Genomic DNA, 26,832 nt, shown 5'->3' with positions numbered 1-26,832 from the left:
TCAGTGCCGGAGGGCCGCCGCGGTCGCACGCAACCGCTCGTGCAGCCCTCGGTGAGTCTCGCTCGCGGGCAGCCACTCTTTGCGGATCTTGGCCACGCAGGTGTAGTTGGTGTCGCACACGTTGGCCAACGGCGATTCGACCGCCTGGGTGGCGAATTGGTAGGCGTCGAGTTCACTGAACCCGTAGTCCCGCACCAGCCAGCGCACCAGGTCGAGCTGGGAGATGCGGAACGCGTCCTCCAGCGGGCGTGCCGAACCCGTCGAGATGATGTGCGTGTCCGACTCGATGCGCGGCCAGGGAGTCGCGACGCCCTTGAGCAGCTCCACGATCACCACGGTGTTCATCGCGCACTCGACCGCGACACCACAGGTCTCGCCCTCGCCCTGCCGGGCGTGCCCGTCGCCGAGGCTGAGGAGCGCGCCCTCGACGTTGACCCCGAGATAGCAGGTGACTCCGGCCCGCATCTCGGGTGTGTCCATGTTCCCGCCGTGCGCGTCGGGCACCAGCGCCGACCGCACCTCCAGGTTGGCGGGGGCCACGCCCACCGTGCCGTGCATCGGGTCGAGGGGCAGCTCGACTTCGATGTCGCTGTCCCGCGCGCGGAACAACGCCGTACGGCGGGTGCGGTCCAACTGCCAGATCCAGACGGTCTCCGGAAGCGGCGGCTGCAGTGTCGCCGTGGTGTGTGTCGAGGTGAGCGCGCCGAAGAGGGGGACCGTGGTGGAGGCGGCCCAGTCGCGGGCCGGTTCGATCGACACGAAGTGCACGGCGACCGTGTCGCCCGGCTCCGCGCCCTCCACATGGAAGGGACCGGTCTGCGGATTGAGGAACGGGAACTCGCACACCTCGGACACCAGGTCCTTCTCGGACCGCACCCGCCCGGCGAAGCAGTCCTCCGTGTACAGGTCGAGAACCGTGCCGGGCGCGATGCGTGCCACGGGAGGCGCACCGCCGAACGTCCAGGCGTACTCGCCCGGTTCGGGCCGAACCGTCAGGATCCGTGGGTCGTTCATGGCTGTACTGCTCCGTTCTGAGGAGAACCGCTGAAGACGGGTGCGTCGAGATGGACACGGGCGGTCTCGGCTATTCGCTCGGGGTGGCGCCGCAGCAGAACCAGCAGCACCACGACCCCTGCCGCCATCCAGACGCCGACGACCGGTCCGGCGTACGAGACGGGAGCGGTCAGCTCGGTGACGAAGTCGAAGACCGGGAGGCCTGCCGCGGTGAGCAGGGCCGGGACGAATGCCACGATCCCCAGGAGGGGCACCAGCAGGTGCCGTACCGGCTTGAGCAACTCGCGTCCGCGGCGCAGGAAGTAGCCCGCACAGGCCAGGTTCACGACGATGTAGACGCCGATGACGACCGTGACGATCACGGTGGCCAGCAGGAGGAACGCGGTCACCGGGTCGTAGCCGAAACCGAGGCCCAGTACGGCGCCCACCGCGACGACGGTCTGCACGGCGATTCCGGTGACGGGGGAGCGGTGGCGGGGGTGCAGCGTTGCGAGGACGCGGGGGAGTACCCGGATGCGGGCCAGGGCGAAGGCGGTGCGGGTCGAGACGGTGGCGCACGCGTTGGCGTTGGCGATCGTCGAGTTGACCACGGCCAGGAACACCAGCACCCAGAACAGGCCGAACGACGCGCGTGCCACCCCCTCCCAGGACGCCGCGCCGGAGGCACCGAACCCGGCGAAGCGGTCCGGGCCGAAGTACACCGTCATGGCGTAGGTCGTCAGCACGTAGAACAGGCCGATACCGAGGGCCGCGCCGAGCACCGCGCGGTGCATCGTCCGGCGTGGGTCCCGGGTCTCCTCGGCGAGCGGTGCCGCGGCCTCGAACCCGGCGAACGCGAGCACTGTGTAGACCGAGCCTGCGAAGACACCGCCGAGCCCCGAGTGGTCCTTCCCCGTGTGCGAAGTGCCGAACACCGACGGGGTGTTGGCGCTGCCGGCCCTGCCGATCAGCCAGATGGCGAAGACCAGGAAGACAAGGATCTCGAAGACGCCGAGGACCGTGCCGAAGCGGGCGGAGGCGCGCACTCCGAACCAGCCGGCCGCCGCGATGATCGCCGCGCCCGCGAGTGCCCACGGCCACCACAGGCTCTCCGGATACGAGGACCACTCCTGGTGCAGGGTGCCTGCCGTGGTGAAGCCGAGTTGGAGGAGCAGCAGCGGTGGGACCAGTGCCTCCACGAAGACGTAGCCCCAGCCGACCAGGAAGCCGACGGCCGGATGCAGTCCCTGCGCCGCGTATGTGGCCACCGAACCGGCGGCGGGCAACTCCCGGGCCAGCTCCGCCACACAGGACGCGGTGAACAGACAGGCCACCAGCGCGATCAGTACCGACAGCGGCAGACTGCCGCCCGCGAAGGCCGCGCCCGACGGGATCGACGCGGCGACCGCGGCGGCCGGCGCCATCGCCGTGACGCTCTGGAAGAGAACCTCGCGCAGGCCGACGGCATCCCGCCGCAGCCCCTGAACTGTCTCCGCCGACACGTGAATCCCCCCTCGTCCACCTGTCCATCCGTGCACGCCCGCCGCCGTCACGACACGACGGCTGCGTCTCGCGTGAATCACGGTACGGCGCTTGCGGGTTGGGCAGTAGGGCGTGGCGTGCTTCCGTGGACGACGGAGGATCTGTGGAAAACCCGGCCACTCGGAAGAGTGAAGTCGTTTGTGTTTCAGGCCTGTTCGGCCACGATGTCCACAGCCCGTTCAGCCACCGCCGCCGGGTCGTCGAGCACGGCCCGCACCACCGAGTGCGCGGCCCCCAGCAGCGGCCCCTCGGGCCCCAGCAGCGACACCGACACCGGACAGGGCGGCCCCGCAGTGCGCCGCGCCAACTCGGCCTCCAGCGAAGGCAGCAGCCAGGGCGCGAGCCCGGACAGCGCGCCGCCCAGCACCACCAGTTGCGGATCGAGCAGGTTGACCGCGCCGGTCAGGGCGATTCCGAACGCGGTACCGGCGTCGTACAGAGCACGTCGTACCGCTTCGTCGCCGTCGGCGGCGCGGGTGGCCAGCAGACCGACCCGGTCCGCGCCGGGCTCAAGGCCGGCGGCGCGCAGTACCGCCTCCTCGCCCGCGTACTGTTCGAGGCAGCCGCGCCCCCCGCACGCGCATTCCGGCCCGTCCGGGTGGACCGGCACATGCCCCAACTCGCCCGCGAATCCGCGCGTTCCGCGCAGCAGCCCGCCGTCCACCACGACCGCCGCGCCGATACCGATCTCGGCCGACACGTGCAGGAAGTCACGCGGGGTGGTCTCGCCCAGCCAGAGTTCGGCGAGCCCGCCGAAGTTGGCCTCGTTGTCCACCGTGGGCGGGAGTTCGGTGGGCAGCAGGGCGCCGAGATCCGTGTCGTGCCAGCCGAGGTTCGGGGCGCGGACGACCGTACGGCCGTCGCGGGCAACCAGACCGGGCACGGCGACCGCGAGCCCGGCCGGCCACAGGCCCTCCGCGTCCGCCTCGGCGACGACCTGCCGTACCAGCGCGGTGAGTTCGGCGAGCACCGGCTCGGGGGAACGGCCGCGGTTCACTCCGTGCCGCACCGCCCGGGCCCGTATCTCGCCGCGCAGATCGACCGCGCAGACGGCGAGATGGTCGACCCCGACCTCCGCGCCGATCCCGGCCGGACCGCGCCCGCTGACGGCGAGCGCCGATCCGGGGCGGCCCACCCGGCCGGGCCGCTCGGGGCCCAGTTCTTCGAGGAGTCCGGACCGGATCAGCTCGTCCACCAGCGTCGACACCGCCGCACGGGTCAGCCCGATGCGCGAGGCGACGGCCGCACGCGAGAGCGGACCCTCGGCGCTTACCGTGTGCATCACCCGGGCGAGATTGCGGCGGCGCATGCCCTGCTGGGTGTCGGGCAGGGCACGTCCGGGCCGGGCGGGGTGCGCCTCGTGCAGCGGTGCGGTCATGCCTCCCTCAGCCCTCGATCGGTGTGCGTCAACGGCCGCTCGGGTCGCGTTCGAGCAGCGGAGCCGCGTCGGAGAGTACCCCGGAGATCCTGGCGAACGTCGCCTCGTCCCGCTCCACGGCGTCCAGCACCGGCCCGGCGGCCGTGTTCCAGCGGCGGGCCACCGCGGCCGGGTCCTCGCCGGTCAGCAGGCCCGCGGCCTGCGCGGCAGCGCCGAGCGCGACCAGTTCCCTCGCCTCGGGCACCTGGACGGGACGCCCCGACAGCCGCCGTACCGTCTCCTGCCAGGCCGTGCCCCGCGCGCCCCCGCCGATCAGCAGCAGCGGTGTCGTGCGGTCCGCGTCCTCGTCGAGGACCAGGTCGAGCGCGCCCAGCAGGGCGTGTACGGCACCGTCGTAGGCGGCCTGGAGGAGCTGGCCGCCGGTGGTGTCGTGACGCAGGCCGTGCAGGAGGCCCGAGGCGTTGGGGAGGTTCGGGGTGCGCTCGCCGTCCAGGTAGGGGAGCAGCGTGACCGACGTGCTGGGTTCCACGGCCTCCCGGTCCAGGCCGAGCAGGGTCGCGATCCGGTCGACGGCGAGGGTGCAGTTCAGGGTGCAGGCCAGGGGCAGCCAGTCGCCGTGCGCGTCGGCGAAACCCGCGACCGTGCCGGACGGGTCGGCGGGGCGGTGCTTCGACACGGCGTACACCGTGCCCGAGGTGCCGAGGCTGAGCACGGGCGCGCCGGGGCGCAGGCCGAGGCCCAGCGCGGCGGCCGCGTTGTCGCCGGTTCCGGGGGCGACGAGAGTGCCCTTGGAGAACGGCAGGCCGTGGCAGTCCCGCACGGTGCCCGCCACCTCGCCCGGTCGCACCACCCGGGGCAGCAGCGCCGGGTCGAGCCCGACATGCCGGAGGATCTCCTCGTCGTACGACTCGGTCCCCGAGGCCCACCAGCCGGTGCCGGAGGCGTCACCGCGGTCGGTCGTGCCCTGGCCCGTGAGCCGTTCGGTGAGGTAGTCGTGGGGGAGGCGTACGGCCGCCGTTGCGCGCACGGCCTCCGGCTCGTGCTCGGCGAGCCAGGCCCACTTCGTGACTGTGAAGGAGGCGCCCGGCACACTGCCGGTGCGCTCCGCCCAGGCCTTCGGGCCGCCCAGTTCCTCGATCAGACGGGTGGCCTGCGGCGCCGACCGTACGTCGTTCCACAGCATGGCCGGACGTACCGGCTCGCCCTGGGCGTCCAGGGTGACCAGGCCGTGCTGCTGGCCGCCGATCGACACCGCCGCCGCCTCGTGAGCCGCGTCCCCGCACTGGCGCAGGGCCTCGCACAGGGCGTCCCACCACTGGCGGGGGTCGCTCTCCCGGCCCGCCCCCGAGGAGACGGTGTGCGGCGCCTGGCCACTCGCGACGATCTGGCCGGTGGACACGTCGACGACCAGTGCCTTGGTGGACTGGGTGGACGAATCCACACCGACGACGAGCGGACCCTCGGCTGCTGACATCGGGTTTCTCCCTTGTGTGCGGCATGTGTCTCCGCCCGGAGACACATTGTCCCTTCCCAGAGACGCTCCGGCATACTAATTTGTAAACCGCCATGACGAAATAGTCGGAGCGAAGCAACAAGGAGCCGCGTCATGAACTACCAGCCCACCCCCGAGGACAGGTTCACCTTCGGCCTGTGGACCGTCGGCTGGCAGGGAAGGGACCCGTTCGGCGACGCCACCCGCCGCGCCCTCGACCCGGTCGAGACGGTGCAGCGGCTGTCCGAGCTCGGCGCCCACGGTGTGACCTTCCACGACGACGACCTGATCCCCTTCGGGTCCTCGGACACCGAGCGCGAGTCGCACATCAAGCGCTTCCGCGAGGCCCTCGACGCGACCGGCATGAAGGTGCCGATGGCGACCACCAACCTCTTCACGCACCCCGTCTTCAAGGACGGTGCGTTCACCGCGAACGACCGCGACGTGCGCCGCTACGCCCTGCGCAAGACGATCCGCAACATCGACCTCGCGGTCGAGCTCGGCGCCGAGACCTACGTCGCCTGGGGCGGCCGCGAGGGTGCCGAGTCCGGCGCGGCCAAGGACGTGCGCGTCGCTCTCGACCGCATGAAGGAGGCCTTCGACCTCCTCGGCGAGTACGTCACCGACCAGGGCTACAGCATCAAGTTCGCCATCGAGCCCAAGCCGAACGAGCCCCGCGGCGACATCCTGCTCCCCACCGTCGGCCACGCCCTGGCGTTCATCGAGCGCCTGGAGCGCCCCGAGCTCTACGGCGTCAACCCCGAGGTCGGCCACGAGCAGATGGCCGGGCTCAACTTCCCGCACGGCATCGCCCAGGCCCTGTGGTCGGGCAAGCTCTTCCACATCGACCTCAACGGCCAGTCCGGCATCAAGTACGACCAGGACCTGCGCTTCGGCAACGGCGACCTGCGTGCCGCCTTCTGGCTGGTCGACCTCCTGGAGAGCGCCGGTTACGCCGGCCCGAAGCACTTCGACTTCAAGCCGCCGCGTACCGAGGACCTCGACGGCGTGTGGGCGTCGGCAGCCGGCTGCATGCGCAACTACCTGATCCTCAAGGAGCGTTCGGCCGCGTTCCGCGCCGACCCGGTGGTCCAGGAGGCGCTGCGCGCCTCGCGTCTGGACGAACTGGCGCAGCAGACCGCCGCGGACGGCCTCAAGGCGCTGCTCGCGGACCGCTCGGCGTTCGAGGACTTCGACGTGGAGGCCGCCGCCAAGCGCGGGATGGCCTTCGAGCAGCTCGACCAGCTCGCCATGGACCACCTCCTGGGAGCACGCGGCTGACGGCACGCACGCACGCGTGCGTCACTCACGAACCCGACTGTGACCGGCCCCCGCACGGAATGCTCGGAATCATGCGATCCATGGCATGAGTCCGTATCAACCACCGCGCGGGGGTCGCGTCATGACCTCTGCGCGGCGACTCTTGTCGGTATGGCCATGCCGCCCGTACCGCCTCGACCGCCCGGGCCACCGGACGCCACCCCGCCTCAAGGGGGCGGCTTCGGACCACCTCCCGGAGACTTCGGGCACGGATCGGGAGGGGGCTACGGAGACTACGAACCGCCGCCCCGTAGGCGCCCCCGACCGCTGTTCGTCCTGCTCACCGTGATCGTGGCGGCCGGAGCCGTCGTCGCCGTCGCGCTGATGGTCTTCGGGGGACACGACTCACCGGACAAGAAGCAGCCGACGGAGAGCAGTTCGAGCAAGAGCCCGTCCCTGAGCCTTCCGACGAAACTGCCCACCAGCCTGCCGACCAAGCTTCCGACGGCGCTTCCCACGAAACTTCCCTCGGAACTGCCGAGCGGGATCCCGAGCGACATCGAGTCGGTGCTCCCGTCCCTGCTCGGCTAGTTCCCTCAGGAGCCGACGGCTCCTAGATGCCGTGGGGCAGCTTCACGTACACCAGGGTCGTCTCCACGCCGCTGTCGACGAGCCGTCCCTGCGCGTCGAACGCTCCCGCTCCGTCCGTCATCCCGAAGTCGTTGTCATTGACCAGGGCGAGCGTGTCGCGGTCCACGCGCGCGACGCCCTCGATCTTCTGCGGCACCCGGGAAACGGTCCCCAGGTCCACGACCAGCTTCTTGGCCAGAACCGGGACACCCGCGGCGGCAGGGTCGTCGAGCTGCTCCAGGGACGGGGACGTCGTGTCGTCGTCGTAGCGACCGCCGAGGATGTTCGACTTCCGCTCCAGCTCGACGAGTTGGAGCCGGGCGGCCTTGTCGGTGCGCTCCTCGACGAGCAGCCGGTCACCGCCCACGGCGACCACCGAAGAGATCTTGAGCTCCGACGTGTCGTCCTCGCTCGGGTCGACCACGTCCACCGGGTCGAAGCGGTACGCGTACTCCGCCGTGACCGCCTTCTTCTTCGTGGAGAAGCGCAGCAGACGGGTGTTGAGCGACGCGTTCCCGGCGTCTCCGTCCGGCAGCGACAGGGGGCTCTGCAGGGCCATCACGAGGTCACCGCCGGGCAGTTGGGCGAGCCCCTCGAAGCCTCGGTTGATCTTCCGGTGCAGCAGTACGGCCGGCAGCGCCTCCACCACCGGGTAGTCGGCCCCGGTCAGACGCAAACCCTTGGGCACGTACCGCGTGAGCACCTTCCCGCGCGCGGAGACGTGCACCAGGGAAGGGCCGTATTCGTCGACGAGCCAGAACGAACCGTCCCCGGCCCGCACGACGCCCTCCGTGTCCAGCCCGTTCGGGTTGTACGACAGTGGCGTCTGCGCGTCGTACGAGTACGGCGCCTCGTCGCGTCCCTGCTGGTTCGACAGCCCCGTGACGCCCTTCCCGGAGGACGTGGTGATCGGGATGGCGTCCAGAACCTTCATCGTGTCCCCGGAGACACGGATCTTCACGATCGCCGGGTCGAAACCGGGTACCGGGAACGTACGGCGCTTCGTCCCGCTCACCTTGATCTGGCCGTTGGGCCCGCGGTCGGTGATCGTCCAGTACTCGCCCTTGCGGCCGGCCGGGTAGATGTCGCTGCCGATGCCGCCGAGGTCCACTCCCCGGTCGTTGTCCACCGCCCCGGGCAGCAGCGCGTTGCTGAACGCGCCGAGCGGGATGTCGCCCAGTGTCGCGGTGCGGGTGACATGGGCGGCCCCGTTCCCGGAGGGGGCTCCGGCGGCCGTACGGGCCGCCATGAGGGTTACCACCAGGGCGAGCGGGACACCCGCCGCGACGGGACGACGGACGCGGCGCCGGGCGGGGGCGTGCGGGGACATCTGGCCTCCTGAGGACAAATTCGTTGACAGCGGCCGGAGTTGGTCCCCATGAGGAACCGCGGTCGACGGTTGGATGAATCCAGGGTGTCGGCCGCTCGTCGGGCAGGCGCGGGTCCGAAAGCTGCACTCAGCGCGGGGCACCGAACCACTTGGGCAACCGATCGAGCAGGTCCTCCTGATCGTCACCGACCCAGGCCACATGGCTGTCCGGTCGAAGAAGGACAGCGGGTACGTCCGGTTCGGCTTCCTCGCCGACGTCGACGACGTGGTCGACGCGATCCGCCCAACCGGCCACCGAGAGCCGGCCGGTCCGGTCGAGCAGCAGCCCCCGGCCGCCGTGCATCAACCCGTAGAGGTGCCCTTGCGTCAACTTCACGTCCCGCATCCGCCGGCCGACGAGTTCATGGTCGTCGCCGAAGTCGTAGCGGATGCCCACCGCGGTGATCATCTCGGTCACGTACCGGTTCACCTCCTCGAAGTCCATCAGCGTGGAGAACAGCCCCCGTAGTGCGGTCGCACCCGGATCGGTTCCCAGAAGCGTGATCTGCGCGCGCGTGTTGTCGATGACGCGCGCGCCCACCGGATGCCGTTCGAGGTGGTAGCTGTCCAACAGCCCTTCCGGAGCCCATCCGTTGACCGCGGCGGCCAGCTTCCAGCCGAGGTTGAAGGCGTCCTGCACACCGAGGTTGAGCCCCTGCCCGCCGGTCGGTGGATGGATGTGCGCGGCGTCGCCGGCCAGGAGTACCCGGTCGACCCGGTAGCGCTCGGCCTGCCGTGTGGCGTCGCCGAACCGTGACAGCCAGCGCGGCGAATGCACGCCGAAGTCGGTGCCCGCGACGGCCCGCAGCTGCCGTTTGAAGTCCTCCAGGGTCGGCGGGGTCGCACGGTCCTCGGCCACGCCGTCCGCGGGCACCACGACGCGGTACATCCCGTTCTCGCCGGGGCTGACGCCGAACCGCAGCTGGGTCCTGCGGACTTCCTCGACGACGGCGGTGATCGTGGCCGGATCCTCGGTCACCGCCATCTCTCCCAGCAGTGTCTCGACCGTGGCGGCCTCCCCGGGGAAACCGACGCCGAGCGACTTGCGCACGGCGCTGCGGCCACCGTCGCACCCGACGAGGTAGCGCGAACGCAGATGCGTGCCGTCCGCCAACTCGGCGGTCACCCCGGCCGCGTCCTGGCTCAGCCCGACTACTTCGCAGCCGCGCCGGATCTCGGTACCGAGTTCGACGGCACGCTCGCCGAGCAGCCGCTCGGTGACCGGCTGCGGGGTGGCGACGCCATAGGGGTGAGCCGTGTCCAGCCGGTCCGGCCAGGGTTTGACGATGCCGCCGAAGAGGCCACCGGCCACGAACTTCTCATTCACCGCGAGAAACCGGTCGAGAAGACCGCGCTGGTCCATGATCTCGACGCTGCGCGTGTGCAGACCCTGCCCGCGGGACTCCCCGGTCGGCTCGGTCAACTTCTCCAGTACGACCACGCGCACGCCGTGCAGCCGCAATTCGCAGGCCAGCATCAAGCCGGTCGGCCCGCCGCCGACCACGATCACGTCCGTCATCGAAACGCTCATTCAACGCCCATTCGACGAGATTGCTTTCCTGTCGGCCGCCCTGAGGGCACCTGTTCTACGAACCATGCGTTTCCGCAGGTCCTGGCCTCGGTCGGCCATTTTGCGGCACTACGGGGGCCTTGCCGCAAGCCCCGTACTGCGCTATACGTTGGGTGTGGCAAGGAGCGGACGACCTCCTTGCCTTTGTCTTTTTCCGACGCAATTCCGACACACTTCTCCGGGCGGCCGATTTCCTGGGGCCGGGTCGCCGGGGGTGTCGTCAACCCCCCTGTGAGGACCCGGGTGACCCCCGTACGGACACGGGGGGTGCCGCCATGGTCGCGACCGGTCACCGATTCGTACGTTTGCTCAGGTCACCCCGTTGCCTGAGAGAGCCGGAGACCGGACATGTCCCAGACCACCGCAGTCGTCGGCGCGCATGATCCCGGGAATGCCGCAGTGGCGTCCCCAGGAAGTGAGTTCGCGCCTCTCCTGCGCACGGTCAAGAGCCGAGGCCTACTGGAGCGGCGGCGCGCCTGGTACGTGCTCTGCGTCTCCGCCAACGCCCTCTCGCTGGCCGGCATCGTGACCGGCATCGTCCTGATCGGCGACTCCTGGGCGACTCTGTTCCTGGCCCCGCTGCTCGCCGTGTTCGGCGCCCGTACGGCGTTCATAGGCCATGACGCGGGCCACACCCAGATCGCCGGCGGCAGGACCGCCAACCGCCTCATCGGTCTGATCCACGGCAACCTGCTGCTGGGAATGAGCTACTCCTGGTGGAACGACAAGCACAACCGCCACCACGCCAATCCCAACCACATCGACAAGGACCCGGACGTCGTCGCCGACATCCTCGTGTTCACCGGTGAGCAGGCCAAGTACCGTGCCGGTTTCCGGCGTTGGCTCACCCGCAACCAGGCGTGGCTGTTCTTCCCGCTCACCCTGCTCGAGGGCATCGCCCTCAAGGTGCACGGTTTCCAGGATCTGCGGCGGCAGCCCCGGCGCGAACGGACCGTCGAAGGCGCGCTCCTGGTGGGCCATGTCGCGGCCTACGCCGCGCTGTTGCTGGCCTCGATGTCCCCAGGGAAGGCGCTCGCGTTCGCCGCACTGCACCAGGCCCTGTTCGGACTGCACCTCGGACTGGCCTTCGCCCCCAACCACAAGGGCATGGAGATGCCGGACCCGAACGGCGAACGATGGGACCATCTCCGTCGCCAGGTGCTCACCTCGCGGAACGTCCGGGGCGGCCCCCTGACGGACTGGTTCCTCGGTGGGCTCAACTACCAGGTCGAACACCACCTCTTCCCGAGCATGCCCCGGCCCAATCTGCGGCTCGCCCAGCCGCTGGTGCGCGCCCACTGCGAGGATGTGGGTATCCCCTATGTGGAGACGGGGCTCGTCGACTCCTACCGACAGGCCCTGCGCCACCTCCACGAGGTGGGGGAGCCGCTGAGGCCGGAGTGGACGGAGTGACGACGGAGCAGTTGAAGGCGCGGGGGCGGGTCGCCCTCGGGGACCAGTAGGGGAAGCGTCTCAGGGATGTTTCAGGGTCGCTGTCCGGAACTGTGGGAAGCGCGGACCCGTTTTCACATCAGAGAGCGGCCGTGGCCGCGGAGGAGGCAACACATGTCGAGGAACACGAAGATCGTTGTAGGAGGTGTGGCGGTCGGACTGATCCTGTTGATCTGGCTGCCCTGGTGGGTCTCATTCCTGATCGTCGTGGGAGTGCCGGCCGCCGCGTATCTCACGCTGGATCCCTCGCAGAGGCGTCGGTTGCGCCGCGCCGCGGGCAAGGAGATCGGGCGCTGACACCGACACACCGATGCCCCACCGCGCTCCCGTCCGGCGCGCGGGAGCAGGGAACAGCGCAGCACCGTCCGCGGGGCCGCTGACAGCAGCCCCGCGGACAATGCCCGACCATGGGGAGCGTACGACCGCTCAACTGGGCCGTACGGCGAGCTTGTCGAGTGCCTCCAGGAGGCTCGGCAACTCGGGGCCCCGACCCACCGGCAGTACCTCGCCCGGCTCCTCGTCGAGCAGGACGAACGCGATGTCGTCGGTCCGGGCCACCATCGACCAGCCGGGGCCGTCGGCACGCAGCGTGCGCGCCTCGCCCGGCGCGAAGGACGATCTGACGCGCCCGAGAGGCGGCGGGGCGTCCACGTACGCCCGGGCCTCCGACAGCACCCTGCGGACCCCGCTGTGGCCTGTCTGCGGGCCTTCTCCGCTGCTGTCCGCAGCGACCTCGTCCGCTTCGGACGCGTCCTCGGCGGTGACGTCACCCGGCGACGACTCCGAAGCCTCGCCCGCCTTGCCCTGGGTGGGGAAGGCCGAGTCGTCGATCTGCTCGCGCCACAGCGCCCACTGCAGCGCGATCTCGTCGGCGCCCAGCCGTCGCTGCGCCGGGCCCCAAGTGGTGGTGTCCGGCGGGGTCAACAGCGGACGGTCCACGAGGTCGGGGTCCGGATCGTGCGGCGCGGGCACATTGGGAGCCGCGACCGCGACCGCGAGCGGCCAGCCGGGCAGGGCTGCGACCACTGTGCGCTCGCTCGGCGACAGGTCGTACTCCATGCCGCAGTCCCAGGACGCGATGGCGACCGCGACCAGCGACACGTCGTCGATGACGACCGTCCACCGCGCGCCCTCTCCGTCCTGCCCGAGCACCAGGCCGTACCCGTCGGCGAGCGGCGCCATACCGAGCGCGGCGCAGGCTTCCGGATAGTCGTCACCCAGCACACTCGGGAACTTCGCCGGCGTCAGCAGCACCGCCGTGAGCACATAGAGCGCGTCGTCCTCGGCGGCGACGGCCTCTTCATCCGTGTCGGCCATCCCAGCCTCCCCATCGTTCGTCCAACCGCGCGCACCCTAGTGTGCCCGGAAGCCGCTTGTCACGACTCCCAAGTGCACGCGGAGCTGCAGTTTTCCGTCTGGACAGGGCGAAATGACCACCAGGAACCCGAAGTGTCAGGCCGCGGGGAGCCCGAGAAGGGCCCGGGCCACCGTCCGCGGCGACTCGTCACGTTCCCTGGCGAGCGCGACCACGGCCCGGCACGCCAGCTCGCTCACCCCGAAGGACAGCGCCTCCGGCGACACCCAGCCCGCGGCCTCGTCGATCCGGTCCTGGTCGTCCTCGGCGCGTGCCGAGACGTAGACGGCCGCGGCCTCGAACAGGTTGTGCGCCCGCCGTTCTGGGCTGCCGCCGGCCTCCGCGCGCGTGGAGGCGAGAATTCTGGCGAAGGTCTTGCGGGGCCTGTCGAACATGCTGGCCACCTTCCCCCTGCGTAGGTGTTCTGTCGTCGACCGTCCATCTACTGCTACCCAACATAGAGTTGGAGTTGCGGCAGCAGGAGGGGGCGTTGCGGTGCGGCACTCTTGGCGTCCCACAGCGGTGCGGCTCAGCCCTCGCGCACGGCCAGCGCCAGGAAGCGGGCGTCCTCGTCGGCGTACGACGTCATGCGCCACCCCGAACGGGCAAGCAGCGGACGGAGATTGGGCTCCGCGCGCAAGTCGTCCGGGGTGATCTGCCGTCCCTGACGCGCCGCGAGTGCCGCGCGGCCGATCGGGTGGAACAGGGCCAGCGTGCCGCCGGGGCGCACCACACGCGCCAACTCCCGCAGATTCGCCTCCGGTTGGGGCAGGTGCGCGATCAGGCCCGCGGCGAACACGGCATCGAGCGATTCCGACCGCAACGGCAGCGCGGCGACATCGGCGAGCAGTAGACACCCGTCACGGCCGCGTCCGGCCCGTACGGCGGCCTCCAGCATGGCCGGGGTCAGATCGGCCCCCACCACCACTCCCGAGGGCCCCACGGCCGCACGGAGCGGAGGCAGGGCGCGCCCCGTCCCGCAGCCCGCGTCGAGCACACGGTCGCCCGCGCGCAGTGCCAGTTCGGCGACGGCCGCCGCGTAGGCGGGGCCGTCGTCCGGGAAGCGGCTGTCCCAGTCCGCGGCCCGCGCACCGAAGAATTCCCGGACGTGCGTGTGGTCGTCGTTCATGTTCCGCATGATCCCTCACCGACACGGATGACGCTTCGGCGCACACGTTCGAACGTGACGCGGTCGTTCAGGCGTCTCTCTGCGTCATATTGCAACACCTTTCGAAATGCGCCCCCTTTGTGCACCCGTGCCCCCACTAGCGTCCCCTGGTCATGGGACACCTGGACCACGCGACCTTCGGCTGGCTGACCCCCGTGCTGTCCTACGTGATGGCCTGCATGGGCTCCGCACTCGGGCTGCGCTGCACCGTCCGCGCGCTCGGCGCGACCGGCCGGTCGCGCCGCAACTGGCTCATCACCGCTGCCTCCGCGCTCGGCACCGGCATCTGGACCATGCACTTCGTGGCCATGCTCGGCTTCGGCGTCAGCGGCACCGACATCCGCTACGACGTGCCACTGACCGTGCTCAGCCTCGTCGTCGCCATCGTCGTGGTCTGCGCGGGCGTCTTCGCGGTCGGTTACGGCCGCGACCGGGGCCGTGCGCTCTTCCTCGGCGGTCTCACCACCGGACTGGGTGTCGCGAGCATGCACTACCTGGGGATGGCGGCGGTGCGGTTGCACGGTGACGTGAGCTACGACCCGATGCTCGTCGGGCTCTCCGTCCTCATCGCCGTCGTCGCGGCGACCGCGGCACTGTGGGCGGCCCTCAACATCAAGTCGCCCATCGCGGTCACCGTCGCCTCACTCGTCATGGGGGCGGCCGTCGCCAGCATGCACTACACCGGAATGTTCGCGGTTCGCGTGCATGTCACCCCTGCCGGCTCGGTCCTGCCGGGGGCCACGGCGATGCAGTTCATCTTCCCCCTCGCCGTCGGCCTCGGCTCCTATCTGTTCCTGACCTCGGCGTTCGTCGCACTGTCGCCGACGACGGGAGAACGCGAGGCAACCGCCTCGGTCGAGCGGCCGGCCGAGAGCGTCGCCCACTGACAGCGGGTCGGCCGACCACGGCCCGCCACGGCACGCCCCGAACCACTTCCGAGCGAGGAGGCCATGCGTAACCCCCGTAGGACCCCCAGAGCTGGCGCCGAGACGCCGCCGCCCGTGCGCGGTCGCCGCGCACACGCCGGACCACCCGCCGACGAGCTCTTCGACGAGCGTCTCGACGCACCACAGGACGAGATGCCCCCGCGCGCGGGACGATGGCGAATGCGTCCCCGCACCGTACGAGCCAAGATCGTCTGTTTGCTGATGGTGCCGGTCGTCTCCCTGCTCGCCCTGTGGGCCTACGCCACCGTCAGCACGGCCCAGGACGTCGCCCGGCTACGGCAGTTGCAGCATGTGGACTCGGCGGTGCGCAGCCCAGTCGCAGACGCCGTCACCGCGCTGCAGGCCGAGCGGTCGGCCGCGGTGCGCTACGCCACCGACCCCGGCGCCGAGCCGAGCGGTGACCTGAAGAGGCTGGCCGCGGACACGGACCGGGCCGTCGCCCGGCTGCGGCTCGGCGACACCAGCACCGTCGCCGACGCCGAGGAACTGCCGGCCGGAGTCGCCCAACGCCTGGAGACCTTCGTCACCGGAGCCGAGCGACTGCGCTCGCTGCGGGCCGACGTGCTGGCCCACCGCGCGGGATGGGACGAGACCTACGGGCAGTACACGAGGACCATCTCGACGGCCTTCGCCGTGGGCGGGGCGCTCACCGGAATCCAGGACGCCGCCCTCGGCTCCGACGCGCGCGTGCTGCTGGAATTCTCCCGGGCAGCGGAATCGCTGTCCCAGGAGGACGTGGTGCTCGCCGGTGCCCGTCTCGACGGCCGCCTCGACGGGGAGCGGCTGCGGCTGTTCACCGGCGCGGTCGACACCCGCCGCACCCTCACCTACTCCGCCACCGCGGATCTGCGGGGTTCCGAACGCACCGCCTGGCGAAACCTCGCCGACACCGGGGCCTACACCGTGGTCGGCGCGGTCGAGGACAAGGTCCTCGCCGCCAACTCGGGCACCCGCGCGATCGCTTCGGCTCCCGAGAGCACCTGGAACAACGCGCACGCACGCGTGCGGGACGGCATGCGCGCCATCGAGGCGGACGCGGGCAGCGGGGTCGCGGACCGCGCCGACCCGTTCGCACGAGGACTGCTCACCCCGGCCGGCGCCGCCGTCCTGCTCGGCCTCGCCGCCGTCATCGCGTCACTCGTCATCTCGGTACGCATCGGACGCGGTCTCGTCGTCGAGTTGGTGAGTCTGCGCAACGACGCCCTGGCGATCGCCCGCCACAAACTCCCCGAGGCCATGCGGAGACTGCGTGCGGGGGAGGAGATCGACGTCCGCGCGGAGGCCCCGCCCGGACCGGCAGCGGAGGACGAGACCGGGCAGGTCGCCGAGGCCCTGGGCACCGTGCACCGAGCCGCCCTGAGAGCCGCTGTCGAACGCGCCGAACTCGCGAGCGGCATCTCCGGGGTCTTCGTCAACCTGGCCCGCCGCAGCCAGGTCCTGGTGCACCGTCAACTCAGCCTCCTGGACAGCATGGAGCGTCGCTCCGAGGACCCGAACGAACTGAGCGACCTGTTCCGCCTCGACCACCTCACCACCCGTATGCGACGGCACGCCGAGAGCCTGATCATTCTCTCCGGCGCGGCACCGGGCCGGGCCTGGCGCATGCCGGTCTCCCTGACCAACGTCGTCCGCGCCGCCGTGTCCGAAGTCGAGGACTACGCGCGCGTGGAGGTACGCCAACTTCCCGAGGCCTCCGTCCTGGGCACAGCCGTCGCCGACCTCACGCACCTCCTTGCCGAGATCGTGGAGAACGCCGCCCAGTTCTCGCCGCCGCACACCCGCGTGCGCGTGACCGGCGAACCCGTCGGCAACGGGTACGCCGTGGAGGTCGAGGACCGGGGCCTGGGCATGGGCCCGGAGACGCTGGCCGAGGCCAACCGCCGCATCGAGCAGTCCGAGGCCCTCGACCTCTTCGACAGCGACCGGCTCGGCCTCTTCGTGGTCAGCAGGCTCGCCGCACGCCACGGCATCAAGGTGCACCTGAGGACTTCGCCCTACGGCGGAACGACAGCGGTCGTGCTGCTGCCGACGGCCCTTTTGCACGGTGGCGCGGCCGAACGCTCCCCCCGCGCGGCAGTGGACGACGGACAGCGGGCCGTGGAACGCGAGTACGCGCGCGTGCCGTCCCCGCCCCCGCACCAGGAGTCCGTCCCGGCACCGGCCGACCGACCCGCCCTGGCGTCCCCGCCCCGGGCCTCGGCGGAGCCGGCGAACGGCACCCCGCCCCCTGGAGTCACCACCTTGCGACTGCACCGACCTCCCGAGGACACCGAGGGCCCCGAGGACGGCGACGACCTCCCCCGCCGGGTACGGCAGGCGAGCCTCGCCCCCCAGCTCCGCGAACAGCCCGCCGCGGACCGGGAACGGGCGTCTGCCGCCCCCCGCGACGAACACCGCAGTCCGGAGGTCGTACGGGACCGGATGGCGGCCTACCGCGAAGGCTGGACGCGCGGCGGCGGCAGGCAGCCGGGCCGCGGCGCCACCCCAGGCCCCGCAACGGGCAGCGACAGCAGCGAAGGAGACCCCGCATGATCCAGGACCCGAGCATGAGGGCCGCCCAGCGGTCCGGTGAACTCGACTGGCTGCTGGACGATTTGGTGATGCGCGTCGGCGAAGTACGGCATGCCGTGGTGCTGTCCAACGACGGCCTCGCCATCGGAGCCTCCACCGACCTCGACCGCGAGGACGCGGAACATCTCGCCGCGGTCGCCTCCGGATTCAACAGCCTCGCCAAGGGCGCGGGTCGCCACTTCGGCGCCGGCGGAGTGCGGCAGACCATGGTGGAGATGGACGACGGATTCCTGTTCGTGGCGGCGGCCGGAGACGGCTCCTGCCTCGCCGTCCTCACCTCTGTGACTGCCGACATAGGCCTTGTGGCGTACGAGATGGCACGGCTGGTCAAGCGCGTCGGCGAGCACCTGTACACGCCGCCACGCGTCGGTGCGCGGCCTCCCGCCGCCGGATGAGGCGAGAAGGCGGTCCGTTCCGATGACCGAAGACATGACCGGTGTCCCGCACGAGCCGGGCAGCCAGTGGTACGACCAGGAGGCCGGACCTCTCGTCCGCCCCTATGCCATGACAGGCGGGCGTACCAAACCGGGCCCCACAGGAGTGCGGTTCGACCTGATCGCGCTGGTCACGCTGGACGCGGGCGCGCCCGGCTTCGACGACGACACCGGGCTCGGACCGGAACACCGGGCCCTCATCGACCTGTGCCGTACGGAAACGCAGTCCGTCGCCGAACTGGCCGCCGGAGCGGACCTCCCCCTGGGAGTGGTCAGGGTGCTCCTGGGCGATCTCCTGGAGCTCGGCTGCGTCACCGTCAGCCGTCCGGTGCCGCCGGCGCAGCTTCCTGACGAACGGATTCTGCGCGAGGTGATCGAGGGACTCCGGGCACTGTGATGAAACTTCAGCACCACTCGAACGCGTACGACGACGACTTGTGCCCCCTTTCGTACACCGGACAGGTGCGAGACGGTCACACTGGGCAAATAGCGGTCCAACCGCCCGGAGTGAGGCCGCACTTGCCAGGATGCACACCTACGGACGTCGACCGTTGCCGGCACTCCCGAGAGAAGTGATCGATGGTCTCCGAGCACTCCGATGCCGAAGGCGGCGAGACGACCGCCCTGGCATTGAAGATCCTGGTCGCCGGCGGATTCGGCGTGGGCAAGACCACCATGGTGGGCGCGGTCAGTGAGATCAGGCCGCTGCGCACCGAGGAACTGCTCAGCGAGGCCGGCCAGTTGGTGGACGACACCGACGGCGTGGACCAGAAGGTCACGACGACCGTCGCTATGGACTTCGGCCGTATCACCATCAGGTCGGGCCTCTCCCTCTACCTGTTCGGTACACCGGGCCAGGACCGCTTCTGGTTCCTGTGGGACGAACTGTCGCAGGGGGCCCTGGGAGCCGTGGTTCTCGCGGACACCCGGCGACTGGAGGACTGCTTCCCCGCGGTCGACTATTTCGAGCACCGGCACATCCCGTTCGTGGTCGCCGTGAACTGCTTCGCGGGTGCCCGCAGTTACGGCGCCCACGACGTCTCCCGCGCCCTGGACCTCGACCGGGGAACACCGGTGGTCCTGTGCGACGCCCGGGACCGTGACTCGGGGAAAGAGGTGCTGATCCGGCTCGTCGAGTACGCCGGGCGGATGCACACCGCCCGGATGCTCGACTCGGTGGGCTGATCGGAGCTCTCACTCCGAAATTCCCTTCAGGGCCACCACCTTCTCGACCGTGACGCGGACGAGGAGTTCGCCCGGCACTCCGTTGCGGGCGCCGAACTCCTCGGCGCGCTCCTCGCCCATGTACCGGGCCCCGATCCGGGCGGCCCAGTACCGGAGTTCGCCCGGTTCCTCCGACAATGTGGCGCGCCCTTGCAGCACCACGAAGTCGAACGGCGGCCGATCGTCGTCCACGCAGAGGGCGACTCGCCCGTCACGGGCCAGATTGCGCCCTTTTACCGTTCCTTTCGCGGTGTTGAACACCACGTCGTCTCCGTCGAGCAGAAACCAGATCGGCGCGACATGTGGGCTCCCATCGGCGCGAACGGTCGACAGCTTGCCCGTGCGCGTGCCGTGCGAGACGAACGGCCGCCATTCCTCATCGGTCATGTTCTGTGCCATGCCCCTATCCTCCTTGCCCGGGCGACGGGCGTGGTGAAGGCTGACGGGAGATCCTCCGGCCAGGGGGAGACGCGACACGGGGAGGCCGGAACATGGCGCAGAACCAGGGACTGAGCTGGCTGCTGGACGATCTGACCGAGCGCGTCGAGCACGTGCGCCACGCTCTGGTCCTGTCCAATGACGGACTGGTGACCGGCGCGAGCACGGGACTTCGCCGCGAGGATGCCGAACACCTCGCCGCCGTCTCGTCCGGACTGCACAGCCTGGCCAAGGGCTCGGGACGCCACTTCGGCGCCGGCGGGGTGCGGCAGACGATGATCGAGTTCGACGACGCCGTCCTGTTCGTCACCGCCGCGGGCAGCGGCAGTTGTCTGTGCGTCCTCAGCGGCGCGGACGCGGACATCGGCCAGATCGCCTACGAGATGACGCTGCTCGTCAACCGTGTCGGCGAGCACCTCGGCGTGGACGCCCGGCAGCCCGAGCGAACTCCCGTCACAGACCTCTGACCTGCGATTTCTGCCGTTCCCGCGGAGTTATCCACAGGGCCGCCATGAGATTCCTCGAACCCGCTACGGTTTGTCCATCGCGAACGCACACAGCGTGAGCAACGGACTCCGCGGGGGAGATCGACCATGGCAGGCGACACCATCACCACACCGTCGGAACTCTCGTGCACGCCAAGTCGTGCGGCACGGGAACTGGGCCTCAAACGAGGCGAGTTCGACCTCGCCGTCCACCTCGGACGTATCCGTACCGTGCCTGACGAAGGGGGCGGCGGCCCGCGTGTCGCCCGTACTGAGATCGACCGACTGCGCTCGGTGGAGGGGTTCCCGGAATCGCTCGTGGAGAGCATCAGGACCGTGGGCACCACGGACGGCGCGGCCCTCCTGGAGGTCACCCCCGCCAGGTTCACGCGCCTCGCCCGGCTGGGACTGGTGGTGCCGGTGAGGTTCTATCTGAACCGCTACCGAGCCGTCGTCTGGCTCTATCTCGCCGAAGAACTACGGCAGTTCGCCACCGACGAGAACCACACCCCACTGTTGAACGGCCGTACGCCCGAAGGGCTGCGCGACCAACTCCAGGAGGGTCTGGATCTGCGGCCCCGCAACTGGCGTGGACGCCATCTGGGATTCCTGCTCCGTGAGGCGGACGGCCCATGGGAACGCGCAGGTGCCCTGTCCGCGTTGCTCGACCCCGTCCAGGTCGCCGAAATCGTCCAGGACCCCTACGAGCGCGCCCACCTGAACCGGTTCCGGCCGGGCCCTCCCGCCCACGGAGCTCCGGGCTCTCCGTCCGCTCAACTCGCCGAGCGGATCATGACGGCGGACCATCCGGACGAGATCAGCTGGCTGCGGGCGGACCTGGCCCAGGTGCTGGACGAGGCACGCCGCGATCGCCCGGCACCGCGACCCGCCTCCCAACCAGCCCGACCACCGCTGCCTTCGAGCGAGCGCCGGGCCGGACCACCCCCGTCCCCGAGCGATCACCCGTCCGAGCCGGCACAGGAACCCGGGCGATCACGCGGCATGTTGAGGTGGCTGCGCCGCAGAAACGCGTGAGCTGCAGAAACGGGTGAGCCGCGGCGCACGTCCACCAGTCACAGCGCTCTGAACAGCCCCTCCTGGACGACCGAGACGAGCAGGCGTCCCTCCAGGTCGTAGATGCGTCCGCGGGCCAGGCCGCGTCCGCCCGTCGCGATCGGGGACTCCTGGTCGTACAGGAACCACTCGTCCGCGCGGAACGGCCGGTGGAACCACATGGCGTGGTCCAGCGACGCCATGTCGAAGTTCCGCGGCCCCCACAGGGGTTCGACGGGGATCCGGACGGCGTCCAGGAGCGTCATGTCGCTGGCGTACGTCAACGCGCAGGTGTGCACCAGCGGATCGTCGCCGAGCGGACCCACCGCGCGCATCCACACGGCGCTGCGCGGCTCGGCGTCCTTGATCTCCTCGGCGCTCCAGCGCAGCCCGTCCGCGTACCGGATGTCGAAGGGCTGACGGCGTGCCATCCGCTCCAACTGCTCCGGCAGCACGCCCAGATGGGCCCGAACCTCCTCCGACACCGTCGGCAGGGACTCCGGGTCCGGGACCTCGCGGGGCGGCAGCTGGTGCTCGAAAGGACCTTGCTCAGGCTTGTGGAAGGAGGCGGTGAGAGTGAAGATCGTGCGGCCCTGCTGCACGGCGGTGACCCGACGGGTGGTGAACGACCGTCCGTCCCGCACCCGCTCGACCTGGTACACGATCGGCACGCCCGGCCGGCCCGGGCGCAGGAAGTACGCGTGCAGCGAATGCACGGGCCGGTCGCCCTCCGTGGTGCGCCCCGCGGAGACCAGGGCCTGGCCGGCCACCTGGCCGCCGAAGACCCGCTGCAGGGACTCGTGCGGGCTGCGGCCACGGAAGATGTTGACCTCGATCTGCTCCAGGTCGAGCAGGTCGACGAGCCGCTCTGCCGGGTTCGTCATGGGTGGGATTCTCCTGTGCTCACAGCTGGCCGACGTCGGTGACGCGGACAACCGCGCGGCCCTCCGCGTCGGAGGCCGCGAGGTCGATCTCCGCGCTGATGCCCCAGTCATGATCGCCGTTCGGGTCGGCGAAAATCTGCCGAACGCGCCACAGGCTGTGCTGCGGCTCCTCCTCGATGAGCAGGAGCTTGGGCCCGCGGGCGTCGGGACCGGTGCCGAGGTCCTCGTACTCGTCCCAGTACTTGTCCATCGCCTCGCCCCACGCGTCCGCGTCCCAGCCGGACTCGGCGTCCATCTCGCCCAGCTCGGCGACATGGTCGAGGGCGGCCAGCTCGACCCGGCGGAACATCGCGTTGCGCACCAGTACCCGGAAGGCACGCGAGTTCGCGGTGACCGGCTTGACCTGGTCGGCCTTCTCCTGGGCCTCCTCGGCGGTCATCTCCTCCGGGTTGGCCAGCTGCTCCCACTCGTCCAGCAGGCTGGAGTCGACCTGGCGCACCATCTCGCCGAGCCATGCGATCAGATCCTCCAGGTCCTCGGACTTGAGGTCGTCCGGGACGGTGTGATCGAGGGCCTTGAAGGCACCGGCGAGGTAGCGCAGCACGATGCCCTCGGTGCGGGCCAGCTCGTAGTACGAGGTCAACTCCGTGAAGGACATGGCCCGTTCGTACATGTCACGGATCACGGACTTCGGCGACAGCGGGTGGTCGCCGACCCACGGGTGGCTCTTGCGGTACGTGTTGTAGGCGTGGAAGAGCAACTCCTCCAGCGGCTTGGGGTAACTGACGTCCTGGAGGCGCTCCATGCGGTCCTCGTACTCGACGCCGTCCGCCTTCATCGCCGCCACGGCCTCGCCGCGCGCCTTGTTCTGCTGGGCGGCCAGGATCTGCCTCGGGTCGTCCAGCGTGGACTCGACGACGGACACCATGTCCAGCGCGTACGACGGCGACTCGGGGTCCAGCAGTTCGAACGCGGCGAGCGCGAAGGTCGACAGCGGCTGGTTGAGGGCGAAGTCCTGCTGCAGGTCGACGGTGAGGCGCACGATGCGGCCCTCGGCGTCCGGTGTGTCGAGCTTCTCGACGATGCCGCCGTCCAGGAGCGAGCGGTAGATCGCGATCGCGCGCCGGATGTGCTTCAACTGCTGCTTGCGCGGCTCGTGGTTGTCCTCCAGGAGATGCCGCATCGCCTCGAAGGCGTTGCCGGGGCGGGCGATGACCGACAGCAGCATCGTGTGCGTGACCCGGAACCGGGACGTGAGCGGCTCCGGCTCGGAGGTGATGAGCTTCTCGAAGGTGCCTTCCGTCCACCCGACGAAGCCCTCGGGCGCCTTCTTGCGGACGACCTTCCGGCGCTTCTTCGGGTCGTCGCCCGCCTTGGCGAGCGCCTTCTCGTTCTCGACGACGTGTTCGGGGGCCTGGGCGACCACGAGCCCCGCCGTGTCGAAACCGGCGCGGCCCGCGCGGCCCGCGATCTGGTGGAACTCGCGGGCGCGCAGCGTGCGGACCCGAACGCCGTCGTACTTGGCCAGCGCCGTGAACAGCACGGTGCGGATGGGCACGTTGACGCCCACCCCGAGTGTGTCCGTACCGCAGATGACCTTCAGCAGACCGGCCTGCGCGAGTTTCTCCACCAGGCGCCGGTACTTGGGCAGCATGCCGGCGTGGTGCACACCGATGCCGTGCCGCACGTAACGGGAGAGATTGCGGCCGAACTTGGTGGTGAAACGGAAGTTGCCGATCAGCTCGGCGATCTGGTCCTTCTCCTCGCGCGAGGACATGTTGATGCTCATCAGCGCCTGCGCCCGCTCCACGGCCTGCGCCTGGGTGAAGTGCACGATGTAGACCGGCGCCTGCCTGGTCTCCAGCAGCTCGGTGAGCGTCTCGGTGAGCGGGGTCAGCTTGTACTCGTAGGACAGGGGCACCGGCCGGACCGCCGAGCGGACCACCGATGTGGGGCGCCCGGTGCGCCGGGTGAGGTCCTTCTCGAACATCGCGACGTCGCCGAGCGTGGCCGACATCAGGATGAACTGCGCCTGCGGAAGCTCCAGGATCGGGATCTGCCAGGCCCAGCCGCGGTCCGCCTCCGCGTAGAAGTGGAACTCGTCCATGACGACCTGGCCGACGTCGGCGTGCTTGCCGTCGCGCAGCGCGATCGACGCGAGGACCTCCGCGGTGCAGCAGATGATCGGTGCGTCCGAGTTGACGGACGCGTCGCCGGTCAGCATGCCGACGTTCTCGGTGCCGAACATCTTGCACAGCTCGAAGAACTTCTCCGAGACCAGCGCCTTGATCGGGGCGGTGTAGAAGGTGACCTCGTCCCGGGCCAGCGCGGCGAAGTGCGCACCGGCGGCGATCATGCTCTTGCCGGAGCCGGTGGGCGTCGACACGATCACGTTCGCACCGGAGACCACCTCGATCAGCGCCTCCTCCTGATGGGGGTAGAGCGTGAGACCGCGCTCCTTGGCCCACGACTCGAAGGCTTCGTAGAGGGCGTCGGGATCTGCGGTCGGCGGCAACTGGTCGATGAGGGTCACGACCCCATCTTGCCTGGCGCCGTGGCCGATGGGGGAATCGGCTGCGGAGACGAAGATCGCTACCGCTACGCTGTGTCGCCGACAGAGTGTCAGGGCGCCCGAGCAACTGACCGGCGGCGTAAGAGGAATGGGGCGGGGAACGGCCATGATGGGACCAGCACACTCACTGTCGGGAGCGGCGGCCTGGCTCGGCGTCGGAGCGGCGACCGCCGCGGCCGGACACCCGATGCCCTGGCCGGTGGTCCTGGTCGGCGCCCTGATCTGCGCCGGTGCCGCGCTCGCCCCGGACCTCGACCACAAGGCGGCGACCATCTCGCGGGCCTTCGGACCCCTCTCCCGGGGTGTGTGCGAGGTCGTCGACAAGCTCTCGTACGCCGTCTACAAGGGGACCAGGAAGCAGGGCGACCCGCGACGCAACGGCGGGCACCGCACGCTCACCCACACCTGGCTGTGGGCGGTCCTGATCGGGGCGGGGAGTGCGGGCGTGGCCATCCTGGGCGGTCGCTGGGGAGTGCTGGCCATCCTCTTCGTGCACATGGTGCTGGCCATCGAGGGCCTGCTGTGGCGGGCCGCCCGCGGCTCCAGCAGCGACATCCTGGTGTGGCTGCTGGCGGCGACCAGCGCGTGGATCCTCGCCGGAGTGCTCGACAAGCCGGGCAACGGTTCGGACTGGCTGTTCACGGATCAGCACCAGTACCTGTGGCTGGGCCTGCCGGTCGTGCTGGGCGCGCTGGTGCACGACATCGGGGACGCGCTGACCGTCTCCGGCTGCCCGATCCTGTGGCCGATCCCGTTGGGCCGCAAGCGCTGGTACCCGATCGGGCCGCCGAAGGTCATGCGGTTCCGTGCGGGCAGCTGGGTCGAGCTCAAGGTTCTGATGCCGGTGTTCATACTGCTCGGGGGAGTGGGCTGCGCGGCGGCGCTCAACGTGATCTGAGGCCCGGCCTCGGTAAGGGCGCCGGCGTCGGTGCGGGCAGCGGCTCACACCCCGCCGGAACCCGGGCCCGCTCCGCCGCCGTAGCGCCGCTCGAACTGGGCGATACGGCCCTCCGAGTCCACCGTCCTGGCCTTGCCGGTGTAGAAGGGGTGGCTCTCCGAGGAGATCTCCACGTCCACGACCGGGTAGGTCTCGCCGTCGTCCCAGTCGATGGTCCGGTCGCTGGTCGCGGTGGACCGGGTCAGGAAGGCGTATCCGGCGGAGCGGTCGCGGAAGACCACGGGGTGGTAGTCGGGCTGCTTGTCCTGCTGCATGGCTGCTCCTGCTTCTCGTACGGCGGGGATCCGAGCGACGGCCGAGGGGCGGCGGGGTCAGCCGTAGAGCGAACCCTCGTCCTCGTCGACGATGTGCATCGCGGCCTCCTCTGCGGAGGCCGCCGCGCCGTCGATGCCCACGTCGGTGGCGATCAGGCCGCTCTCCTCGTCCTCGTGCGCCCCTTCGTCGGGTGCCACGAGCCGGCCGGAGCGGGTGTCACCGACCTCGATGTCCAGGAGTTCGCCGTCGGTGTCCTCGGAGTCGCCGAGGCCGTCGCCGTCGTACACCGCGAGGTCCGGGACCTCCTCGGCGAGGCGCTGGTCGAGCGTCTCGCCGTGCTGACGCTCGGCGGCCGTGACATCGGCGCGTTCCACCGCCCACGGGCGGTCCGGTGGCGACCAGCCGCGGTCGAGCGGGTCCTCGACACCGTCGGCCACGAGGGTGTCCTCCGCGTCGAGCAGACCCGCGTCGTCCTGTACCTCGGATCCGTCGGGCTGGTAGACGTCGTCTCCCCATCCGTCGACGCTGTTCACGGCTACCTCCAGGTGGTGGGGACCGGCCCGTACTCACCGCGCTCGGCGGCGGGCCGCCGCTGTGCGGGGCACAGGCGGAGCCCGGCACGAACCAAACGGTTCCCGGGCACTCCCCGAACCGGTGCCGCTCCCCAGCCTTCCACCCCTTTTCCCCCGCGCGCAACGGCACGGGTCCGGGCCGGGGAGAGCGCAGCCGCCGTCCACCGGAGCCGTCGCGCCCCCAAAGGGGCGCGGGGGACCCCGCCCCCCGCCCCCCCCCCCCCCCCGCCG

Annotated in this window: 26 protein-coding genes; 12 read left to right on the top strand and 14 right to left on the bottom strand. The window is 70.5% G+C overall.

The window, feature by feature from the left end; translation table 11 throughout:
• The 4 genes from AB0I51_RS20020 to xylB form a co-directional block, all read right to left on the bottom strand.
• Nucleotides 1-1,014 (bottom strand): acetamidase/formamidase family protein, encoded by a 1,014-nt coding sequence (locus AB0I51_RS20020; protein ID WP_362976841.1) that lies wholly within the window; start codon nucleotides 1,012-1,014, stop codon nucleotides 1-3.
• Complete coding sequence (locus AB0I51_RS20015; RefSeq protein ID WP_362976839.1) at nucleotides 1,011-2,495, bottom strand: APC family permease; 1,485 nt, start codon at nucleotides 2,493-2,495, stop codon at nucleotides 1,011-1,013. Before AB0I51_RS20015 ends, AB0I51_RS20020 begins: the two co-directional genes overlap by 4 nt.
• Nucleotides 2,496-2,680: 185 nt before the next feature.
• A complete protein-coding gene (locus AB0I51_RS20010) occupies nucleotides 2,681-3,913 on the bottom strand; it encodes an ROK family transcriptional regulator (RefSeq protein WP_362976837.1) in 1,233 nt (410 codons plus the stop codon).
• Between the two features lie 28 nt (nucleotides 3,914-3,941).
• Nucleotides 3,942-5,387: a xylulokinase gene (gene xylB / locus AB0I51_RS20005; protein ID WP_362976835.1), complete on the bottom strand. Its 1,446-nt coding sequence runs from the start codon at nucleotides 5,385-5,387 to the stop codon at nucleotides 3,942-3,944.
• Between the two features lie 132 nt (nucleotides 5,388-5,519).
• Here xylB and xylA point away from each other — a divergent pair, with 132 nt between their 5' ends.
• Nucleotides 5,520-6,686, top strand: coding sequence for a xylose isomerase (xylA, locus tag AB0I51_RS20000; RefSeq protein WP_362976833.1), 1,167 nt, complete (start codon nucleotides 5,520-5,522; stop codon nucleotides 6,684-6,686).
• A gap of 324 nt (nucleotides 6,687-7,010) precedes the next feature.
• On the top strand, nucleotides 7,011-7,256 hold the full coding sequence (locus tag AB0I51_RS19995; RefSeq protein ID WP_362976831.1) for a hypothetical protein: 246 nt from the start codon (nucleotides 7,011-7,013) through the stop codon (nucleotides 7,254-7,256).
• Between the two features lie 22 nt (nucleotides 7,257-7,278).
• Here AB0I51_RS19995 and AB0I51_RS19990 read toward each other — a convergent pair whose 3' ends face one another.
• A complete protein-coding gene (locus AB0I51_RS19990; RefSeq protein WP_362976829.1) occupies nucleotides 7,279-8,625 on the bottom strand; it encodes an esterase-like activity of phytase family protein in 1,347 nt (448 codons plus the stop codon).
• A gap of 127 nt (nucleotides 8,626-8,752) precedes the next feature.
• Complete coding sequence (rox, locus tag AB0I51_RS19985; protein WP_362976827.1) at nucleotides 8,753-10,183, bottom strand: rifampin monooxygenase; 1,431 nt, start codon at nucleotides 10,181-10,183, stop codon at nucleotides 8,753-8,755.
• Nucleotides 10,184-10,582: 399 nt separating this feature from the next.
• On the opposite strand from rox, the gene AB0I51_RS19980 reads away from it, so the two are divergent.
• On the top strand, nucleotides 10,583-11,647 hold the full coding sequence (locus AB0I51_RS19980; RefSeq protein ID WP_362976825.1) for an acyl-CoA desaturase: 1,065 nt from the start codon (nucleotides 10,583-10,585) through the stop codon (nucleotides 11,645-11,647).
• A gap of 153 nt (nucleotides 11,648-11,800) precedes the next feature.
• Nucleotides 11,801-11,983, top strand: a complete 183-nt coding sequence (locus AB0I51_RS19975) for a hypothetical protein (RefSeq protein ID WP_359612813.1) — start codon at nucleotides 11,801-11,803, stop codon at nucleotides 11,981-11,983.
• A 129-nt stretch (nucleotides 11,984-12,112) separates the two neighbouring features.
• Here the strand turns inward: AB0I51_RS19975 and AB0I51_RS19970 are convergent, their stop codons facing one another.
• The 3 genes from AB0I51_RS19970 to AB0I51_RS19960 form a co-directional block, all read right to left on the bottom strand.
• Nucleotides 12,113-13,003, bottom strand: coding sequence for a hypothetical protein (locus AB0I51_RS19970; protein WP_362976823.1), 891 nt, complete (start codon nucleotides 13,001-13,003; stop codon nucleotides 12,113-12,115).
• Nucleotides 13,004-13,138: 135 nt separating this feature from the next.
• The gene (locus AB0I51_RS19965; RefSeq protein ID WP_362976821.1) at nucleotides 13,139-13,435 is read right to left on the bottom strand and encodes a hypothetical protein; all 297 of its coding nucleotides are present in this window, start codon (nucleotides 13,433-13,435) and stop codon (nucleotides 13,139-13,141) included.
• A gap of 134 nt (nucleotides 13,436-13,569) precedes the next feature.
• The gene (locus AB0I51_RS19960; protein ID WP_362976819.1) at nucleotides 13,570-14,169 is read right to left on the bottom strand and encodes a class I SAM-dependent methyltransferase; all 600 of its coding nucleotides are present in this window, start codon (nucleotides 14,167-14,169) and stop codon (nucleotides 13,570-13,572) included.
• Nucleotides 14,170-14,321: 152 nt separating this feature from the next.
• Between AB0I51_RS19960 and AB0I51_RS19955 the strand changes: the two genes are divergently transcribed.
• The 5 genes from AB0I51_RS19955 to AB0I51_RS19935 all read left to right on the top strand — a co-directional run bounded on the left by AB0I51_RS19955 (nucleotide 14,322) and on the right by AB0I51_RS19935 (nucleotide 19,345).
• The gene (locus AB0I51_RS19955) at nucleotides 14,322-15,095 is read left to right on the top strand and encodes an MHYT domain-containing protein (RefSeq protein WP_362976817.1); all 774 of its coding nucleotides are present in this window, start codon (nucleotides 14,322-14,324) and stop codon (nucleotides 15,093-15,095) included.
• Nucleotides 15,096-15,158: 63 nt separating this feature from the next.
• Nucleotides 15,159-17,687: a nitrate- and nitrite sensing domain-containing protein gene (locus AB0I51_RS19950; RefSeq protein ID WP_362976815.1), complete on the top strand. Its 2,529-nt coding sequence runs from the start codon at nucleotides 15,159-15,161 to the stop codon at nucleotides 17,685-17,687.
• On the top strand, nucleotides 17,684-18,121 hold the full coding sequence (locus AB0I51_RS19945; protein WP_019069336.1) for a roadblock/LC7 domain-containing protein: 438 nt from the start codon (nucleotides 17,684-17,686) through the stop codon (nucleotides 18,119-18,121). The genes AB0I51_RS19950 and AB0I51_RS19945 overlap by 4 nt, the downstream gene beginning before the upstream one ends.
• 22 nt (nucleotides 18,122-18,143) lie before the next feature.
• Complete coding sequence (locus AB0I51_RS19940; protein WP_362976813.1) at nucleotides 18,144-18,557, top strand: DUF742 domain-containing protein; 414 nt, start codon at nucleotides 18,144-18,146, stop codon at nucleotides 18,555-18,557.
• A gap of 182 nt (nucleotides 18,558-18,739) precedes the next feature.
• Entirely contained in the window at nucleotides 18,740-19,345 is a 606-nt protein-coding gene (locus AB0I51_RS19935) for an ATP/GTP-binding protein (protein ID WP_362976811.1), read from the top strand.
• 9 nt (nucleotides 19,346-19,354) lie between these two features.
• On the opposite strand, the gene AB0I51_RS19930 is transcribed toward AB0I51_RS19935, so the two are convergent.
• Nucleotides 19,355-19,783, bottom strand: a complete 429-nt coding sequence (locus AB0I51_RS19930) for a PPOX class F420-dependent oxidoreductase (protein WP_362976809.1) — start codon at nucleotides 19,781-19,783, stop codon at nucleotides 19,355-19,357.
• A gap of 92 nt (nucleotides 19,784-19,875) precedes the next feature.
• Here AB0I51_RS19930 and AB0I51_RS19925 point away from each other — a divergent pair, with 92 nt between their 5' ends.
• Both AB0I51_RS19925 and AB0I51_RS19920 read left to right on the top strand, forming a co-directional pair.
• Nucleotides 19,876-20,289, top strand: coding sequence for a roadblock/LC7 domain-containing protein (locus AB0I51_RS19925; RefSeq protein WP_019062680.1), 414 nt, complete (start codon nucleotides 19,876-19,878; stop codon nucleotides 20,287-20,289).
• A 126-nt stretch (nucleotides 20,290-20,415) separates the two neighbouring features.
• Entirely contained in the window at nucleotides 20,416-21,342 is a 927-nt protein-coding gene (locus AB0I51_RS19920) for a DUF6397 family protein (RefSeq protein WP_362976807.1), read from the top strand.
• Between the two features lie 38 nt (nucleotides 21,343-21,380).
• On the opposite strand, the gene AB0I51_RS19915 is transcribed toward AB0I51_RS19920, so the two are convergent.
• Nucleotides 21,381-22,244: an acyl-CoA thioesterase II gene (locus AB0I51_RS19915; RefSeq protein ID WP_362976805.1), complete on the bottom strand. Its 864-nt coding sequence runs from the start codon at nucleotides 22,242-22,244 to the stop codon at nucleotides 21,381-21,383.
• Between the two features lie 19 nt (nucleotides 22,245-22,263).
• On the bottom strand, nucleotides 22,264-24,777 hold the full coding sequence (locus tag AB0I51_RS19910) for a DUF3516 domain-containing protein (RefSeq protein WP_362976803.1): 2,514 nt from the start codon (nucleotides 24,775-24,777) through the stop codon (nucleotides 22,264-22,266).
• Nucleotides 24,778-24,922: 145 nt separating this feature from the next.
• Here AB0I51_RS19910 and AB0I51_RS19905 point away from each other — a divergent pair, with 145 nt between their 5' ends.
• Nucleotides 24,923-25,714, top strand: a complete 792-nt coding sequence (locus tag AB0I51_RS19905; RefSeq protein ID WP_026178646.1) for a metal-dependent hydrolase — start codon at nucleotides 24,923-24,925, stop codon at nucleotides 25,712-25,714.
• Between the two features lie 44 nt (nucleotides 25,715-25,758).
• On the opposite strand, the gene AB0I51_RS19900 is transcribed toward AB0I51_RS19905, so the two are convergent.
• Both AB0I51_RS19900 and AB0I51_RS19895 read right to left on the bottom strand, forming a co-directional pair.
• Nucleotides 25,759-26,028 carry a type B 50S ribosomal protein L31 gene (locus AB0I51_RS19900; RefSeq protein WP_362976801.1) on the bottom strand — a complete coding sequence of 90 codons (270 nt, stop codon included), beginning with the start codon at nucleotides 26,026-26,028 and terminating at the stop codon, nucleotides 25,759-25,761.
• Between the two features lie 57 nt (nucleotides 26,029-26,085).
• Nucleotides 26,086-26,562: a DUF5709 domain-containing protein gene (locus AB0I51_RS19895; protein ID WP_362976799.1), complete on the bottom strand. Its 477-nt coding sequence runs from the start codon at nucleotides 26,560-26,562 to the stop codon at nucleotides 26,086-26,088.
• Nucleotides 26,563-26,832 lie beyond the last annotated feature (270 nt).

Source organism: Streptomyces sp. NPDC050549, from assembly GCF_040655035.1.
Classification (GTDB): Bacteria; Actinomycetota; Actinomycetes; order Streptomycetales; family Streptomycetaceae; genus Streptomyces.
The sequence above is the reverse complement of the archived record's forward strand: the minus strand, read 5'-3'. Positions and strand labels throughout refer to the sequence as shown.